This window comes from Novosphingobium sp. DS6-6, assembly GCF_057784975.1.
In genome coordinates this window covers 370272-388029 of sequence record NZ_JBYNTS010000001.1, presented here as the reverse complement: position 1 = coordinate 388029, position 17758 = coordinate 370272, and the positions used below count along the sequence as shown (strand labels likewise).

Sequence of the window (17758 nt, the reverse complement as noted above, 5' to 3'; positions counted from 1 at the left end):
AGGATCGATCGATGCTCCAGGCGATAAGGCGCGGACTGGGCAACCTGCTCAACTTCCATGGGCGGGACGCGCGGCAGACATTCTGGCATTATGCGCTGTTCCTGCTGCTGCTGCGCTGGGGGATCAACATCCTGGTCGCGGTCCCGCTGATGAGCCGAGTGGTCGCTACCGCGATCGCGGGAACGCGCCATAGTACCGATCCCCATGCGATCAACGCCGCGGTTCAGGCGCAGATGGCCGCCGTGCTTCCGCAAATCATGGTGTTTTCGATCGTGATCAGCCTGGCGACCATGGCCTTGCTGCTCGCCAGCCTGGTGCGCCGGCTGCACGACAGCAACCTGTCGGGCCGGTTCGTTCTGCTCCCCGGCGTGCCTTATGCCTTGACGCTTCTGGCCGCGCCGCGCGAGGTGGCGCATACCATTGCCGTCGTTCAGGCTGGCGGGCAGGGCGCGGGGCGGATGCTGCGCGAAACCAACTGGTCGCTTGCCGCGCTGGGCTGGCTGGCGCTGGCGCTGATGGTGGGGCTGGCGGTGCGCCGGTCGACGCCGGGCACCAACCGGTTCGGGCCGCCGCCGGCCGCCGCCTGATCAGGTCGCCACCGCTTCGATCAACAGCGTGTCGAGCGTGAAGCTTCCGTCGCTTTCGATGGCAAAATGTCGCTGCACCTCTTGCGGGGCGTTTTGCTGCAAATGCCGGATAGCGGCGGCAGGTATTGGCGGCGTGTCCATGCGCAGGGTCCAGGTGGTGAAATCCATGCGCAGACGCCCGGTCGAGATGACGGTCACGGCAAAGCCGGCATGGCCAAGGGCGGAGATCCATTCCGCAATGCCGTAATCGCGGACATGCGATGGATCGCGCAGCAGTTCCACCGCCTGGAGATGCGTGTCGCTCAGCGCGTCGGGCGGGGCGACGATATCGGCGAACAGGGCAAGGCCGCCAATGGCGCAGACCCGCCGCGCTTCGGCAAGGCCCAGGGCCAGGCTGCCCCAATGGTGCGCGGAAAAGCGGCTGGTCACGGCATCGGCGTGGCCGGCTGCGAATGGCAGCGCTTCGGCCGCGGCAGTGCAGGTCGTGATATTGTTCAGGCCCCGGCGCCGGCTTTCCGCCTCCACCGCCGCCAGCATGCCGGGGGCAAGGTCGGTGGCGATCACGTCTGCGCAATGCGGTGCGGCAGCATAGGCGACATGCCCGCCGCCGGTGCCCAGGTCGATCAGGCGGGCGGGTCGCCGTTCGGCCAGTACCTGGGCCATCCGTGCCAGGTCCGCGCCATGGGCGTGGACGGCGCTGGCCACATAGGCTGCGGCGCGGGTGCCGAACTGGCGGTCGGCATGCTGATCGTGGGTCAAACGGGTCATGGCTTTGTCCTTTCGCTGGCGGCGGTGTGACCCGTAAGCTCACCCTGTTACAAGATTGGACGTTATCCTGTTATAACGAGTGCCATGACCGATACGAGACATGACCTGGGCCGCTTTCTGCGCGCCATGCGCGAACGCAGCCCTGCCGAAGCCGGTGGCCGCCGCCGGACTCCCGGCTTGCGGCGCGAGGAACTGGCCGTCCGTGCCGGGATCAGCACGACCTGGCTGGCCTGGCTCGAACAAGGGCGCGAGGCCAATCCTTCCCCCCATGCCCTTGCGCGGCTGGCACGTGCGCTGGCGCTTTCGATGGCCGAGCGGGCCTATCTGTTCGAGCTGGCCGGGCGAATCGATCCCGAGGCCCCGCTTGCCGCCGCGCAGGACGATGCGCCGGAATCGGTGCGCGTGCTGGTCGAATTTGCGCCTGGCCCGGCCTATGGCCTCGATCGCACCTGGCGCGCCACATGCTGGAATGCCGCCGCCGAGCGGCTGTTTCCCGGCTGGCTCGACGATCGCGGAGAGCGCAATCTGTTGCGCTATATGTTCCTGCGCGCCGAAGCGCGGGCGATGCTGCCCGATTGGCGGGAGCGCGCGCGACGTCTGATCGCCGAATTCCGCGCCGATCATGCCGGGCGTCATGGCGATCCTGTCAGCGAGCGGCTGGTGGCCGATCTGAAGACGGAAAGCGGCGATTTTTCCACCCTCTGGAACGAGCAGGTGGTGCAAGGTCGAGAGGGCGGCCTGCGCCGGTTCGATCATCCGTGGGATGGCCACCTGGCTTTCCGCCAGTTCACCTGGATTCCGGCCGACCGGCCCGATGCCAAAGCCGTGGTGCTGCACCCGGCGTGATGCTGGCGATGGTTGCGCTTTGCCGTGCAAAGGCCCACATGCCGGGGAATGGCCAAGACCGCATTGCCCCCGGGGCTCCCCTCGCGCCAGCAGGTGCTCGATTTCATCGCCCAAAGCGCCGAACCGGCGGGCAAGCGCGAAATTGCCCGGGCTTTCGGCCTCAAAGGCGCTGAGAAGATTGCGCTCAAGGCCCTGCTCAAGGACATGGCCGAAGAGGGCCTGATCGATGGCAACCGTACGGCTTTTCATGCCATGGGCGGCGTGCCGAAAGTCACGGTGCTGCGCGTGGTGGAGATCGACGAGGGCCACGTTCTGGCCATTCCCGATAGCTGGCAACCCGATGATGCCAGCCCGCCGCCCCGCCTGCGCGTGATCGAACCGAAAGGCAAGGCCAGGGAGCGCCAGGCCGCGCTCAGGCCCGGTGACCGCGTGCTTGCCCGCACCGAGGAAGTGGGTGGCCCGGGCAGTGGCAAGTGGCTCGCCCATCCGATGAAGAAGCTGCCGCAGCAGAGCGAGCAGGTTATGGGCGTCGTCGAACTGGATGGCGCTGGCAAAGGCTGGCTCGCCCCGATCGACAAGCGCGAACGCCATGCCGCGCCGATTTCCGATCTTGGCGGGGCAGAAGCCGGGCAACTCGTTCTGGCCGAGCCGGCGGGGCGCTCGCCGCGCTCCGGGCTGCGCGTCACGGCGGTGCTGGGCGATCCGCTGGCACCCCGTTCGTTCAGTCTCATTGCCATTCACAAGCATGGCATTCCCGTGGCTTTCCTGCCCGAGGCGCTGGAAGAGGCCCAGGCCGCCGCGCGCCTGCCGTTGGGCGCGGAGCGGCGCGAAGATCTGCGGGCTTTGCCGATCGTGGCGATCGACCCCAGCGATGCCCGCGATCATGACGATGCGATCTGGGCCGAACCCGATGGCGAAGGCGGCTATCGCGCCGTCGTCGCCATTGCCGATGTCAGTTTCTACGTTCGGCCGGGCGGTCACATCGATCGCGATGCGCGCAAGCGCGGCAACTCGGTCTATTTTCCTGACCGGGTCGTTCCGATGTTGCCCGAAGTGCTGAGCGCGGATGTCTGCTCGTTGAAATCGGGTGCCGACCGTGCGGCGATGGCCTGCCATCTGCATATCGCGGCCGATGGCCGCATCACCGATTTCCGTTTCACCCGCGCGCTCGTGCGCATCGACGAGGTCATCGCCTATGAAGAGGCGCAGGCCCGCATCGACGAAGGCCGCGCTGCGCCGCATCTGCAAAACCTGTGGTCTGCCTGGCGCCTGCTGGAAAAGGCCCGGTCCAGCCGCGATCCGCTCGAACTGGAGTTGCCCGAGCGCCGCGTGATGCTCGACGAGCAAGGGCGCATCACCCAGATCGCCCTGCGCGAGCGACTCGATGCGCACCGCGTGGTCGAAGATTTCATGATCGCCGCCAACGTTGCCGCGGCCAAGGCGCTGGAAGCCAAGGTCGCCCCGGTGGTCTATCGCATCCACGAGCCGCCCAGCCGCGAGAAGCTGCTGGCGCTGAAGGATTATCTTGCCACGTTCGGGCGCAAGCTGGCGCTGGGGCAGGTAATCACGCCGGGCCTGTTCAACCGCATGCTGAACGACGTGACCGACGAGGCCGAGCGTGCTCTGGTGATGGAAGCCGTGCTGCGCAGCCAGACCCAGGCTTACTACGGCCCGCGCAATGCCGGGCATTTCGGCCTGGCGCTGGGGTCTTACGCTCATTTCACCTCGCCCATCCGCCGCTATGCCGATCTGCTGGTCCACCGCGCGCTGGTCGATGCCTATGGGCTGGAACAGCCGCGCCCCGAAGATCGCGCCATTCCCGCCACGTCCGGCCTATCCGATCGCGATCGCGGCGATCTTTCGCGCGTGTCCGATGCGATCAGCGCGGCCGAGCGCCGGGCGATGGAGGCGGAGCGCGAGACGACCGACCGCTATGTCGCCGCCTGGCTTTTCACCCGCGTGGGCGAGGTGTTCGATACGCGGATCACCGGCGTGCAGAAGTTCGGCCTGTTCGCCACGATCCTGGGCCTGGGCGGCGATGGCCTGGTGCCGGTCTCCACGCTGGGCGCCGAACGCTTCAACTATGATGAAAAGGCGCAGCGGCTGATCGGCGAACTAAGCGGCGAGGAATTCGCCATGGGCATGATTGTCAAGTTGCGCCTGGCCGAGGCCAATCCGCTGACCGGCGCGCTCAAGTTCGAACCGGTCGACGTTGCCGAAGGTGTCCAGCGCATCGAGCGGCGCGGCGGCAAGCTGGACGCGAAGCCCAAATTTCGCGGCAGGCACATGGCCGGCCAACGCGGCCGCCCCGGCAATATCCGCCATCAAGGCAAACGGCGATAACGCGCTTTCGGCTGGGCGGGGAAGGACATTCAGCTTACTGCGTCGATCGCCTGATCGCTCGCGCCGCCCGGCACGATCATCAGCACGCAAGGCAGCGTGCCCGCCGCGGCGGCAAAGTGGCTGATCAACGGCCCGGGATTGTCTTTTCCGGCACCCAGCACCAGGGCCGATACTTCGGGGTGTTCTTTCAGGTATTCGCGCACCACGTGCGGGCCATCGCCTTCGCGCACGTTGATCAGCGGGGCAAGGCCGGATTCGCTGGCGAGGCTGCCGGCGGCGGCCGTGGCGAGAACTTCGGCGCGGTCACGCGCTTCCTGCTCGATAGTCGCCTGAACGCCGCCAAAGGCAACGAACTCCTGCCGCGGCACCAGTGCCAGAATATGAACGCCGCCACCGGTACGTACCGCCCGGCGCGCGGCAAAGCGCAAAGCGCGCGCGGCCTCGTCGGTCTCGTCCATGATCACCAGATAGATCCGCTGCTGGTCTGGCATGTCGCGTATCCGCCCCCGTCCTGCCTCCTGTGGTATCGCGATCCCGGGCCGCTGGCAAATAAGCAAGCCGCATGCATATGGCAGTGCCCGCCAGAGGGCATGGTCCGGCCTGTCGCATGCGCACTTGACCCGGAATGCGATAATGGTGAAAAGGCGCGGTGAACGAAAGCATCATTTAACCAGAATTTTTGCTTATTAACCGGCATATGTAACCATATTGACACTTTTCATCCAGGATACGGAAACCGCCCATGCCCATCGCGATCAAGATGCCCGCTCTGTCTCCCACGATGGAAGAGGGCACGCTGGCCCGCTGGCTCGTCAAGGTCGGCGACAAGGTTTCCTCGGGTGACATCATGGCGGAAATCGAGACCGACAAGGCCACGATGGAATTCGAAGCTGTCGACGAAGGCACGATCGTTTCGATCGACGTAGCCGAAGGGAGCGAAGGCGTGAAAGTCGGCACGGTGATCGCCATGATCGCCGGCGAGGACGAGGATGCGCGCGCTCCGGCTCCGGCGGCGCCTGCATCCGCGCCGGCCCAAGCCTCGCCTGCCGACCCCGCTCCTGTCGCCGCCACTCCCGTTGCTGCAGCCGCTCCTGTCGCTACGCCCGCGCCCAAGGGCGATCGCGTCATTGCCACGCCGCTTGCCCGCCGCATCGCTGCCGAACAGGGCATCGATCTTGCCGCCGTCAAGGGCAGTGGCCCCAATGGCCGGATCACCAAGGCCGACGTGATGGGCGCCCGCGCAGCGGCCCCGGCCTCCGCGTCTGCCGCCGCCCCGATAGCTGCGCCCGCTGCTGCACCTGCACCTGCACCTTCAGTTGTACCTGCACCGGCCGTGCCCGACTTCGGCATTCCCTACGAAGCGCAAAAGCTCAACAATGTGCGCAAGACCATTGCCCGCCGCCTGACAGAAGCCAAGCAGACCATTCCGCACATCTATCTCACGCTCGACGTGCGCCTTGATGCGCTGCTCAAGCTGCGCGGCCAGCTCAATGCCGCGCTCGAAGCGCAGGGGGTCAAGCTGTCGGTCAACGATCTGCTGATCAAGGCGCTGGCCAAGGCGCTGGTCCAGGTGCCCAAGTGCAATGTCAGCTTTGCCGGTGACGAGCTGCGCAGCTTCACCAGGGTCGACGTGTCGGTAGCCGTGGCCGCGCCATCGGGCCTGATCACCCCGATAATCAAGGATGCCGGGGCTAAATCGGTTTCTGCGATCGCCACCGAAATGAAGCAGCTCGCCGGCAAGGCCCGCGATGGCAAGCTGCAGCCGCACGAATTCCAGGGCGGCACCGCTTCGCTGTCGAATCTCGGCATGTTCGGCATCAAGCAGTTCGATGCCGTGATCAACCCGCCGCAGGGCATGATCCTGGCTGTCGGCGCGGGCGAGCAGCGCCCCCACGTGATCGACGGCGCACTGGGCGTGGCCACCGTGATGAGCGCCACGGGCAGCTTCGACCACCGCGCGATCGACGGGGCCGACGGTGCCGAACTGATGCAGGCGTTCAAGCAGATCGTCGAAAACCCGCTGGCGTTGGTGGCATGAGCCTGCCGCCCCGCGAACCGGCCATCCGCGTCACCGCGATGCCGGCCGATTGCAATGCCTATGGCGATATCTTCGGTGGCTGGTTGCTCAGCCTGATGGACAGTGCCGCCGGCCTGATCGCATCGCGTCGTTGCCGCGGCCGGGCGGTGACCATCGCGCTCGACGGGATGCAGTTCCTGCAGCCGGTCAAGGTGGGCGACGAGGTTTCGGTCTATGGCGAGATCGTGAATACCGGGCGCACGTCGATGACCATCGCCATCGAGGCATGGCGACGCGAACGGCACAGCGAGCACGTTTCGATCGTCACCCAGGCCAAATTCACGTTTGTTGCCATCGATGGCACTGGCCGGCCGCGCCCGGTTGGCGAATAAGGAGAATTCCCAAGTGGCTGATCAATATGACGTGATCGTCCTCGGTTCCGGCCCCGGCGGCTATGTGGCCGCCATCCGCTGCGCGCAGCTTGGCCTCAAGACGGCCATTGTCGAACGCGAGCTGCTCGGCGGCATCTGCCTCAACTGGGGGTGCATTCCCACCAAGGCCCTGCTGCGTTCGGCCGAAGTGCTCAATCACATGAAGCATGCCGCGTCCTATGGCCTTGCGGCCGACAACATCCGCGCCGATCTCGATGCGGTGGTCAAGCGCTCGCGCGGGGTGGCCAAGCAGCTCAACCAGGGCGTCACGCACTTGATGAAGAAGAACAAGATCGCCGTGCACATGGGCACGGGCGTCTTGAAAAGCGCGACTAGCGTTGACGTGACGGGCGAGAAAGGCACCGAAACGATCACCGCCAGGCACGTGATCGTCGCCACCGGCGCCCGCGCCCGCGATCTGCCCTTTGCCAAGGCCGATGGCAATCGTGTGTGGACCTATCGCCACGCCATGACCCCCAGGGAAATGCCGGGCAAGCTGCTGGTGATCGGCTCGGGTGCGATCGGCATCGAATTTGCCAGCTTCTACAACGATATGGGCTCGCAGGTTACTGTCGTGGAAATGCTCGACCGCATCGTGCCGGTGGAAGATGCCGATGTTTCCGCCTTCCTGGAAAAGGCGCTCACGAAGCAGGGCATCACGATCATGACCGGCGCCGGCGTGGAAGACCTGACCATCGGCGACAGCGGCGTTCACGCCCGGATCAAGGGTAAGGACGGCAAAGTGGTCGAGGCCGATTACAGCCATGTGATCGTCGCCGTGGGCATCGTGCCCAACACCGAAAACATCGGCCTCGAAGCGCTGGGCGTAAAGACCGAGCGCGGCTTCATCCAGATCGACGGCTATGGCCGCACCGGCGTCGCGGGCCTTTGGGCGATCGGTGACGTGACGCCGGGTCCCTGGCTTGCACACAAGGCCAGCCACGAAGGCGTGATCGCGGCCGAGGCGATTGCTGCCGAGTTGGGCAACAAGGACGTCCACCCGCATCCGATGGACCGCGCCAATATCCCCGGCTGCACTTATTGCCATCCGCAGATCGCCAGCGTCGGGCTGACCGAGGCCAAAGCAAAGGAAGCCGGTTACACGGTGAAAGCCGGCACGTTCCCGTTCATCGGCAACGGCAAGGCTATCGCGCTGGGCGAGGCGGAAGGTTTCGTCAAGACGGTGTTCGATGCCAAGACCGGCGAACTACTGGGTGCGCACATGATCGGCGCGGAAGTAACCGAGATGATCCAGGGTTTCGTCATCGGCAAGACGCTGGAAACCACCGAGGCCGAACTGATGCACACCATATTCCCGCACCCGACGATCAGCGAGTCCATGCATGAGTCCGTTCTGGCCGCCTATGGCCGGGCCCTGCATATCTAGCCACTGCGTCCCGCCACCGGCTGCCCCTTGCCAAAGGCGGCCCTATCGCCCACGGCGCGGGGCATGACGCATGACGTGATCGTTCTGGGCGCCGGCGCAGCGGGCCTTTTCTGCGCGGCCACGGCGGCCGCGCGGGGGCGCCGCGTGGTGGTGCTCGATCACGCGGAAGCGCCGGGAAAGAAGATCCTGATCTCCGGCGGCGGTCGCTGCAATTTCACCAATCTGCACACTGCACCCGATCGGTTTTTGTCCGAAAACCCGCATTTCGCCCGATCGGCGCTGAGCCGTTATACGCCGGCCGATTTCATCGTGCTGGTCGACGCGCACGGCATCGCCTGGCATGAAAAAACGCTGGGCCAGTTGTTCTGCGACGGGTCCGCGCGCCAGATCGTCGCCATGCTGCTGGCACAGTGCGCGGCCGGCGGCGCGCAGATCCGCTGCAACAGCCCGATAAAGCTGGTCCGCCATGCCGACGGTCAATTCCACGTCACGGCCGGGGAAGGGGTCTTTGCCGCGCCCTCGCTGGTCATCGCCACGGGTGGCCCGTCGATTCCGAAGATCGGGGCCACCGGCTTTGCCTATGATCTCGCCCGCCAGTTCGGGCTCAAGTTCGTCCAGCCGCGCCCGGCGCTCGTGCCGCTCACGCTACCGCCCGCTGCCGCGCTGTTTCGCGAGTTGTCGGGGGTCGCCGCCCCGGTCGAAGCCGCTTGCGGCAAGGCCCGCTTTGCCGAAGCGGCCTTGTTCACTCATCGCGGCCTGTCCGGCCCGGCGATTCTGCAGGTCTCGTCCTACTGGCAGCGGGGCGAGGCGGTCCGTATCGATTTCCTGCCTGGGCAAGCTCCTGATTGGCTGCTGGCCGCCAAGCGCCAGCGCCCCCGCGCGCAGTTGCGCAGCATCCTGGCCCAGGCCCTGCCGGAAAGGCTTGCCGCCGCGCTTGCCGATCAGATCGGCCTGCCGTCTGAACTGGGCAATCTGCCCGACAAAGCCCTGCGCGCGGCCGAGGCGCGCCTTCGCGGCTGGGAATTCCTCCCCGACGGCAGCGAAGGCTTTGCCAAGGCCGAAGTGACGGCCGGCGGCATCAGCACGGCCGAATTGTCCTCGCGCACGATGGAATCGCGCAAGCTGCCGGGCCTGTTCGCCATCGGCGAGGCGGTTGACGTAACCGGCTGGCTGGGCGGCTATAATTTCCAGTGGGCCTGGGCCAGTGGCCATGCTGCGGGATTGGCGGCGTGAGTCCAAGGCACGGGCTGTGCCCTGGCAAGTACCGGCAAATCTCTGCCGGATAACGGCAGAATAACGCCGCATGGTGGCCAATACGTGCCGCGGAGCATACCCGGCGTTGACAGTCGGTATGGCCTTCTCGTGCCCCTGGCCCGGACCGGGCGTTGCGCGATCAAGGACACCTCGCCCATGCCAAGCTTTACCGATGCGTCGGTCGTTTCCCGTTACAATCTGACCGGCAACACCTATGTCAATTCGCTGCTCTATGCGCAGTCGGCGTTCCGGTCGAAATGGTCCACGGTGGTCGACGGCAAGACCGCCATCACCTACAGCTTTCCCTGGCAGGACGGCGTCGCCAGCAAGTTTGCCAGCGGCTATGGCAGCGAGCCCGTCGCGGCCACGCGCGGCGCCATGCCGGCGGGCGAAACCGCCAATATCCAGGCGGCGTTCCAGGCCTGGGCCAACGTCGCCAATATCACGTTCACGCAAGTCACCGAAACCGAAAGCGGCACGGTGGGCGATATCCGCATCGCGCAGTCCTCCACGGTCGGCGGACGATACTGGGGCTATTGCAAGATCGTTTCCAACGGCGCGGCCAATGCCCACGGCGATATCTGGATCTCGCCCAGTTATGGCAGCGGATCGTTCGCTGTCGGCACGTACAACTACATGGCCATGATGCACGAGATCGGCCACGCCCTGGGCCTTGATCATCCGTTCGAGGGCAACAAGATCCCCGCCGGATACGATGCGCGCAATTACACCATCATGTCCTACACCGATCCCAAGAACGTGTGGTGGTACAACAGCGCCACTGGCCAGACCGAATACCTGATCAAGACGCCGATGGTCTATGACATCGCTGCAATCCAGGCGATCTATGGCGCCAATACCGGCTACCATGCGGGTAACGATACCTACAGCTACTCCGCCACCGCGCCCTTCTTCGCTTCGATCTGGGACGGTGGCGGCAACGACACTATCGACGTTCAGGGCTTTTCCAGGGGTTGCCGCATCAATCTCAACCCCGGCACGTATTCCACCTTGGTGTTCGACAACCTGCAGACGCTGACCAACAACCTGGGCATCGCGTTCAACTGCACGATCGAAAACGCCACCGGGGGCAGCGGCAACGACACGCTGACGGGCAATAGCGTGGCAAACACGCTCAACGGTGGCAGCGGCAACGACACGCTGGTCGGCAACGCCGGTGCCGATACACTGAACGGGGGTGTCGGCAACGATACGCTGTCGGGCGGGGCAGACGGCGATGTGCTGAACGGCGGTGACGGCATGGACAGGCTGACCGGCGGCGTGGGTGCTGATAAGTTCGTTTTTGCAGCCATTTCCGATTTTGGCGGGCTTGCTCTTGCCACGTGCGACACGATCAACGATTTCGCCAAGGTGCAGAAGGACGTGATCGATCTGAGCGGGATCGACGCGATCAGCGCCACTGCCGGCACCAACGATCCTTTCACGTTCATCGGTACGGCCGGTTTCCACAAGGTCGCGGGCGAACTGCGTTACATGTACAGCGGCACGTCCACCGTCATTCAGGGCGATGTCAACGGCGATGGGGTGGCCGATTTCTGGCTGCGGGTCGCCGGCAAGGTTGCCTTCGCGGCCAGCGATCTCGTGCTCTAGCATAGGCTTCCGGCGCGGCGAGGGCGGCGTCTCGCCTCCACTTTGAACCTGTCATGCCTGCCGTGATCTGCGCCGGGCGGCTATCCCGGCAGTCTACGCTTTCATGGGAACGCGCGCGTGGCTCTCTATAACCAGGCATCGCCGGTCAAGACTTATACCCTCACGTCCGATGCCCGGTTCAACGGGTTGCTTCAGGCCGATCCTTCCTATCGCCTGGCCTGGTCCGTCACGTCGGGCAGCAAGACGGTCGTTTCGTACAGCTTCGTCTGGGGCGGGGGCGTCGCATCCGCGTTCGCCGGCGGCTATGGCAGCGAGCCGACCGCGGCCACCGTGGGCGCGGTGCCCTCGGGCGAATACGCCAATGTCGCCCTGGCGTTTCAGCAATGGTCCAACGTGGCCAATATCACGTTCAAGCAGGTAAGCGAAACGGCCGGCGGCACTGTGGGCGATATCCGCCTGGGCCTCTCCTCGAGCGTGGGAGAATCCTGGGGCTATACCAGGGTCGCCGCGAATGGGGCGGCCAACAGCCACGGCGATATCTGGATCAGCCCGGTCTACGGCACCGGTTCCTATGCCGTGAACACTTACAATTTCACCGCCCTGATGCACGAGATCGGCCACGCCCTGGGGCTGACCCATCCGTCTGACGGCAACGGCATGCCGTCGGGTTATGACAGCCGCACCTATACGATCATGTCGTACAACGATCCTGCCGGGGTCTATGCCTATAACCCCGCCAAGGAAAACTTCGACTACATCATACAGACGCCGATGGTCTACGATATCGCCGCGATCCAGGCGATCTACGGCGCCAACATGAGCTATCGCACGGGTAACGACACTTACGTTTATTCGCCCGAAAAGCCGTTCTTCGCCACGATCTGGGATGCCGGCGGCAACGACCTGATCGATCTGCGGGCGTTCAAGCTCGATTGCTGGGTCGATCTGCACCCCGGCGCCTATTCGATGCTGGGCTTCACCAATGCCAGCGTGGCCGACAATCTCGGCATCGCCTATAACGTCACGATCGAAGACGCCTATGGCGGGGGCGGCAACGATACCCTGGTGGGCAACGAGGCGAACAACCGGCTCTATGGCTATGCGGGAAACGATCGCATCTATGGCTATGGCGGGAACGACAGGCTTTCGGGCGGCCGGGGAGACGACATTCTGTCGGGTGGCGATGGTGACGATACGTTCGTGGCGGGCGATGATGTCGGCAATGACCGTTACGTCGGCGGGCCGGGGCTCGATATGGTCAATTATGCCGGGGCCAAGGCGGGCGTCACGGTCAATCTCGCCACCGGTGTCGGCGATGGCAGCGCCGCCGGCCTGGGCCGCGATACCATTTCCGGGGTAGAGCAAGTTACGGGATCGGCCAATGGCGACGTATTGACCGGGGATGGCTATGACAACGTCCTCCTGGGTTACGGCGGCAACGATACGATTGTCGGCGGGGCGGGCAAGGATACCCTGCGCGGGGGTTCCGGCCAGGACAGGTTGACCGGCGGCAGTGGCGCCGACCGGTTCGTGTTCGAAAGCGTGTCGGAATTCAACGGCATCAACGCCGCCACCTGCGACGTGATTACCGATTTCCGCCGCGCCGATGGCGATCGGATCACGCTGTCGCGGATCGACGCCAACACGCTGACCCCGGGCAACGATGCCTTCAAGTTCATCGGCGCTGCCCCGTTTCATCGCGTGGCGGGCGAATTGCGCACGATGTCATCCGGCAGCGATACGCTGGTGCTGGGCGACGTAAACGGCGATGGCGTCGCCGATTTCGCGCTGCTGCTCCTGGGCAGAGTTCCCCTCGCCAACGGCGATTTCGTGCTCTAGGGCTGGATGTTCCGCAGCATGCCCGCGATCGTCAGCCGCGCTTCATCGCGGCTCGCGCGCCACAGCGGGCGCCCCGTGTTGCGGGCATAGAGTGCCCCGGCACGGGCCAGCGCCTGCGCATCCCGGTCATACCGCGCCGTCACCGCGCGCGCTTCGGGCACGATCACCACTTTGATCAGCGCCAGCGTGCCCAGCCACAGCGGCAGCGACAGTGCGATGGAGCCAGCCAGGCGGGCCAGCGCCTTGGCACGTGCGGCGCCGCGAAAGAGCGCTTGCGGGTTCCAGGCCATGATCCATCCTTTCGTCAGGCTGCGCTCGGTCCCCGCAAAGGCGGTTAGGCGCGCGTGCCTGACAGTATGATGAATGGGCGGGCGATGCACGGGCGGGCGATGCACGGGCCGGCGATGAACGGGGCGCGGGCAGTGGGTGTCGTCGCCCTCCGCCCGCGAACCGTCTCAGGCGGTGTAGTGCGCCGTGGTCTTGGCGGCCACGTCTTCCGCGCTCACGCCAGGGGCCAGTTCCACCAGGCGGAACGGGCTGTCGTGATCCGGGCGCTGGAATACGGCAAGGTCAGTGATCACCATGTCGACCACGTTCTTGCCGGTCAGCGGCAGCGTGCAGGCGGGGACGAACTTGGGGCTGCCGTCCTTGGCGCAGTGTTCCATCACCACGATGATGCGCTTCACGCCCGCCACCAGGTCCATGGCGCCGCCCATGCCCTTGATCATCTTGCCCGGCACCATCCAGTTGGCGATGTCCCCGTGTTCGGAAACTTCCATCGCGCCCAGCACGGTCAGGTCGATATGCCCGCCGCGGATCATGGCAAAGCTTTGCGCGCTGTCGAAATAGGCGGTCTGCGGAAGTTCGCTGATCGTCTGCTTGCCGGCATTGATCAGGTCGGGGTCCACTTCGTCGTCGAACGGGAAAGGGCCAATCCCCAGCATCCCGTTTTCCGATTGCAGCGTCACTTCCATGCCATCGGGAATGTGATTGGCCACCAGCGTCGGGATGCCGATGCCCAGGTTCACATAGAACCCGTCTTGCAGTTCGCGCGCGGCGCGCGCAGCCATTTCGTCACGAGTCCAGGGCATCAGGCGTTCTCCCGGGCGCGGGTTGTGCGGAATTCGATCTTCTTGTCATATGGCGCGCCCAGCACCAGCCGCTGGACATAGACGCCGGCCAGGTGGATGGCATCGGGATCGAGGCTGCCGGTCGGCACGATCTCTTCCACTTCCACCACGCAGACTTTGCCGCAGGTGGCCGCCGGCACGTTGAAATTGCGCGCGGTCTTGCGAAAGATCACGTTGCCGCTTTCGTCGGCCTTCCATGCTTTCACCAGCGAAAGATCGGCAAAGATCCCGCGTTCCAGGATGTAATCCTGCCCGTCGAAGCGCTTCACTTCCTTGCCTTCGGCCACCAGCGTGCCCACGCCCGTCTTGGTGTAGAATCCTGGAATGCCGGCGCCGCCGGCGCGCATGCGCTCGGCCAGCGTGCCCTGCGGGCAGAATTCCACTTCCAGCTCGCCGGCAAGATACTGTCGCTCGAATTCCTTGTTTTCGCCCACATAGGACGAGATCATCTTCTTCACCTGGCGCGTGCGCAGCAGCTTGCCGATGCCCTCGTTGTCGATGCCGGCGTTGTTGCTCGCAAAGGTCAGGCCTTTGACACCCGAATCGCGCACCGCATCGATCAGCCGCTCGGGAATGCCGCAAAGGCCAAAGCCCCCGCAGGCGATCAGCAGATCATCGCGCAGCAAACCGTCAAGCGCGGCCGCGGCGGAAGGATAGATCTTGTTGGCCATAGGCACCTCTCCATAGGATGCTTTCTGTCTACGCAAAATGATCGATCAAAACCAGCGATACATCGTTATCTTTTATGATAAGTAACAGCCATGAAACGTTTGGCCATCTATCACCTCGAAACGCTGCTGTGGATTGCACGCCTGGGCACGTTCCGCGCGGCGGCTGACCGGCTCAACACCACGCAGCCCGCCATTTCCGCCCGCGTGCGCGAGATCGAGGAGCAGCTGGGGGTGGAACTGTTCCGCCGCGAAGGGCGCAACATGGTGCTTACCGCGCGGGGCCGCGCGCTCGTCGCCGATTTCGAGCCGCTATGGGCCGGTTTCGAGCGCGCGCTGCTGCGGGCCAGCGATTTCGCCGGTGCCACGGGGGTGGTACGCATCGGCACGGGCGAGATCGCCGCCGCCAGCTGCCTGCCCGTCTTCGTCGCCGCGGTGGAGCGCGATCTGCCCGGCGTGATCCTAGAAGTGGAGTTGGACCTGACCGCCCGCATGCTCCAGCAACTGCTGGCGGGCACCACCGATATGGTGTTCCTTGCCGGCCCGGTCGCCAGCCCCGGCGTGCGCACCACGTCGCTCGGCAGCGTAAGCCTCGCGTGGGTCGCCAGCCGCGCCACGGCCGATGCGGGCGGCTTCAGGCAGCCGCTGCCCGTCTGGTCGATCCCGGAACATTCGCCGATCCACGGCATCATGCGCGAATCCCTGCGCGCTCACGGTATCAACCCGCCCGTCATCCGCACCTGCAACAACGTGCGCGCCCTGGTCGAATTCATCCGCCAGGGCACCGGCGCCGCCCTGCTGCCCGAAACCATGATCCGGGGTGAACTGGCCAGCGGAGACCTGGTCGCCGTGCTGCCGACGCCCAGGCGGCAGATCCGGTTCGAAGCCGCGATCCGCAACACCGAGCGCGACCCGCTGATTCTGGAGCTGTTCAAGCGCGTCGGCGGGTTGCGGGTGGGGTAAAAGAGAAAAGCGATCGTCAGGCCAAGGGGTTTCTCAAGCCGCCTTGCCAAAGTTGGGGCGGATGACCGTGTCATTCGATCGCGGAAGGTCAAATCGCGATACGAGCGCAGAGAGGGCCTTGGCTGATACCGACAAACTGCTTGCGGCCGCATTGCTCTGTTCCGCCATCGCGGCGTTCTGCTGCGTCATGCGATCCATGTCCATCACCGCTTTGGAGACCTCGTTGACGCTCATGTTCTGACGTTCGCTGGTTTCGGTGATCTTCTCGACCATCTGCATGCTGTCAGTCAGAGCCTTGGAGATTTCCTGAAGGCGCTCGCCGCTCCGCGTTACAAGAGACACCCCGGTGCTTACGTGCCTGGTGCTGGTGCCGATGAGTTCTGCGATCTCCTTGGCTGCGTCGGCCGAACGCTGCGCGAGGGCACGCACCTCGTTGGCAACAACGGCAAAGCCCCTGCCGCTCTCGCCGGCGCGTGCCGCTTCTACACCTGCATTGAGAGCAAGCAGGTTGGTCTGAAAGGCGATCCCGTCGATAAGACTGACGATCTGCGAGATCATCTTGGAGCTCTCTTCGATCTGGTGCATCGCCGTCATGGCTTCGCCAACGACCGCTTCGCCCTCGCGCGCGCTCTCCGCCACGCCCGAGATGGACTCATGCATGTGCCGAGCCTCGTGCGCCGAAGTGTCGACAGACTTGGCGACGACCTGCATCGCGCCGCTGGTTTCCTCGAGCGAAGCGGCCTGGGACATGTTCCGGTTCGCCAGATCCTGGCCCGCAGAAAGGATTTCGGTCGCGCCCATCTCAACTTGATCCGCCGTTTTCGCGACCATGGCCAGGCTCTCTCCAAGCCCCGCGACAGCTTGATTGAACGAGAGCCGAAGCGTCTCGTATTGCTTGTCGAACGGACTTTCGATCGAAAATGCGAGATTGCCTGCCGCCATCTTCTCAAGGCCTTCCGTCAAGGCCCGGACGACTTCGGCAAGCGCCGCCTGTTCCCGCATCTGTTCTTTGCTGGCAACGCGCGATGCATCCAGCGCCCGGGCCAGCTCTCCCACTTCATCGTGTTGGTCGGTGCGGGCAACGCTGGCGTCGATATCGCCATTCGTGACCGCCTTGACGGACTGGATGAGTTCGGCGATGGGCACGATCACCCGATTGCGGGCAACGATGCCAACCGCCGCCGCGCAGGCGACGAGCACGAGGCTTCCCACCACGCCTCCCGCGATGGCGATGTTGCGATAGAAGCTGCCGACTGCCGCACTTTCGGCGCCCATCATCGTGTTGTATTCCGTGATGCGCTTGAGCGCGTCGTTAAGCTTCGCATTGGCCGGCTGAAAGCTGTCGTTGAAAAGCGCCGTGGCAACGTTCGTGCGCAAAGCCAAAGACTCTGCGCGCAGCCGCGGCGTCATTGCGGTCATGGTTTTCCAGTCAGTGATTATTGCTTGGTAAAGCGCCTCTTCATGCTCGTCGCTTACCAAGGCACGATATGCGCCGATATCGCGGTCGATAGCCGCAATGGCGTCCTCGATCTGCGAGTCGACATCACGTTTCTGGTCCGGGGAGCTCGCCAAGATATGCGCGCCGATACGCCCTGACAATTTGCCCACGTTCGTCGAAATTTTGCCTAACGCATTCACACTTGGAATAGTATTCGAATAGGCGTCTTCGGCTTGATTTGCCGTTACGAGTATACCCCCGCACAAACCTACCCCTACAAGCAGCGAGATACACAGTGTTGCCCGGCTCAGGCGCATAAGTGCGGCTTGAAGAGAGGTTTTCCCAAACATATACATTCTCGCTATTATGTATTAACAGTATATAGCAGTATTTTTCTATTCAGAACTTCTGGAAAGATATAGGTATCTATCGTTATAACCTCATTAACTTGAGGTTCTGCATGGTGATGGCGGTGG

General features: G+C 64.4%; 16 protein-coding genes. 10 read left to right on the top strand and 6 right to left on the bottom strand.

The genetic code is table 11. From position 1 onward, the window contains the following. The first annotated feature begins 11 nt into the window (after window positions 1-11). Complete coding sequence (locus tag AC3EDY_RS01770; protein WP_488570723.1) at window positions 12-587, top strand: DUF805 domain-containing protein; 576 nt, start codon at window positions 12-14, stop codon at window positions 585-587. Here the strand turns inward: AC3EDY_RS01770 and AC3EDY_RS01765 are convergent, their stop codons facing one another. Continuing rightward, the gene (locus AC3EDY_RS01765; protein ID WP_488570722.1) at window positions 588-1355 is read right to left on the bottom strand and encodes a class I SAM-dependent methyltransferase; all 768 of its coding nucleotides are present in this window, start codon (window positions 1353-1355) and stop codon (window positions 588-590) included. Between the two features lie 84 nt (window positions 1356-1439). On the opposite strand from AC3EDY_RS01765, the gene AC3EDY_RS01760 reads away from it, so the two are divergent. Continuing rightward, window positions 1440-2201, top strand: a complete 762-nt coding sequence (locus tag AC3EDY_RS01760; protein WP_488570721.1) for a helix-turn-helix domain-containing protein — start codon at window positions 1440-1442, stop codon at window positions 2199-2201. A gap of 48 nt (window positions 2202-2249) precedes the next feature. Further along, window positions 2250-4544, top strand: a complete 2295-nt coding sequence (locus AC3EDY_RS01755; protein WP_488570720.1) for a ribonuclease R family protein — start codon at window positions 2250-2252, stop codon at window positions 4542-4544. 29 nt (window positions 4545-4573) lie between these two features. Here AC3EDY_RS01755 and AC3EDY_RS01750 read toward each other — a convergent pair whose 3' ends face one another. Next, entirely contained in the window at window positions 4574-5035 is a 462-nt protein-coding gene (locus AC3EDY_RS01750; RefSeq protein ID WP_488570719.1) for a universal stress protein, read from the bottom strand. Between the two features lie 251 nt (window positions 5036-5286). On the opposite strand from AC3EDY_RS01750, the gene AC3EDY_RS01745 reads away from it, so the two are divergent. From AC3EDY_RS01745 to AC3EDY_RS01720, 6 genes are all read left to right on the top strand, one after another. Next, complete coding sequence (locus AC3EDY_RS01745) at window positions 5287-6582, top strand: pyruvate dehydrogenase complex dihydrolipoamide acetyltransferase (RefSeq protein WP_488570718.1); 1296 nt, start codon at window positions 5287-5289, stop codon at window positions 6580-6582. Beyond that, entirely contained in the window at window positions 6579-6953 is a 375-nt protein-coding gene (locus AC3EDY_RS01740; protein WP_488570717.1) for an acyl-CoA thioesterase, read from the top strand. Before AC3EDY_RS01745 ends, AC3EDY_RS01740 begins: the two co-directional genes overlap by 4 nt. A gap of 13 nt (window positions 6954-6966) precedes the next feature. After that, entirely contained in the window at window positions 6967-8379 is a 1413-nt protein-coding gene (lpdA, locus tag AC3EDY_RS01735; protein WP_488570716.1) for a dihydrolipoyl dehydrogenase, read from the top strand. 63 nt (window positions 8380-8442) lie between these two features. Then, a complete protein-coding gene (locus AC3EDY_RS01730) occupies window positions 8443-9612 on the top strand; it encodes a BaiN/RdsA family NAD(P)/FAD-dependent oxidoreductase (protein WP_488570715.1) in 1170 nt (389 codons plus the stop codon). 177 nt (window positions 9613-9789) lie between these two features. After that, window positions 9790-11244, top strand: a complete 1455-nt coding sequence (locus AC3EDY_RS01725; RefSeq protein WP_488570714.1) for a M10 family metallopeptidase — start codon at window positions 9790-9792, stop codon at window positions 11242-11244. Window positions 11245-11361: 117 nt separating this feature from the next. Beyond that, complete coding sequence (locus AC3EDY_RS01720) at window positions 11362-13083, top strand: M10 family metallopeptidase (protein ID WP_488570713.1); 1722 nt, start codon at window positions 11362-11364, stop codon at window positions 13081-13083. On the opposite strand, the gene AC3EDY_RS01715 is transcribed toward AC3EDY_RS01720, so the two are convergent. The 3 genes from AC3EDY_RS01715 to AC3EDY_RS01705 all read right to left on the bottom strand — a co-directional run bounded on the left by AC3EDY_RS01715 (window position 13080) and on the right by AC3EDY_RS01705 (window position 14884). Next, window positions 13080-13373, bottom strand: coding sequence for a hypothetical protein (locus AC3EDY_RS01715; protein WP_488570712.1), 294 nt, complete (start codon window positions 13371-13373; stop codon window positions 13080-13082). The genes AC3EDY_RS01720 and AC3EDY_RS01715 overlap by 4 nt on opposite strands. 165 nt (window positions 13374-13538) lie before the next feature. After that, window positions 13539-14174 carry a CoA transferase subunit B gene (locus AC3EDY_RS01710; RefSeq protein ID WP_488570711.1) on the bottom strand — a complete coding sequence of 212 codons (636 nt, stop codon included), beginning with the start codon at window positions 14172-14174 and terminating at the stop codon, window positions 13539-13541. After that, entirely contained in the window at window positions 14174-14884 is a 711-nt protein-coding gene (locus tag AC3EDY_RS01705; protein ID WP_488570710.1) for a CoA transferase subunit A, read from the bottom strand. The genes AC3EDY_RS01710 and AC3EDY_RS01705 overlap by 1 nt, the downstream gene beginning before the upstream one ends. 90 nt (window positions 14885-14974) lie before the next feature. Here AC3EDY_RS01705 and AC3EDY_RS01700 point away from each other — a divergent pair, with 90 nt between their 5' ends. Then, complete coding sequence (locus AC3EDY_RS01700) at window positions 14975-15844, top strand: LysR family transcriptional regulator (RefSeq protein WP_488570709.1); 870 nt, start codon at window positions 14975-14977, stop codon at window positions 15842-15844. Between the two features lie 33 nt (window positions 15845-15877). Here the strand turns inward: AC3EDY_RS01700 and AC3EDY_RS01695 are convergent, their stop codons facing one another. Further along, window positions 15878-17599 (bottom strand): methyl-accepting chemotaxis protein, encoded by a 1722-nt coding sequence (locus tag AC3EDY_RS01695; RefSeq protein WP_488570849.1) that lies wholly within the window; start codon window positions 17597-17599, stop codon window positions 15878-15880. Between the last annotated feature and the right edge of the window lie 159 nt (window positions 17600-17758).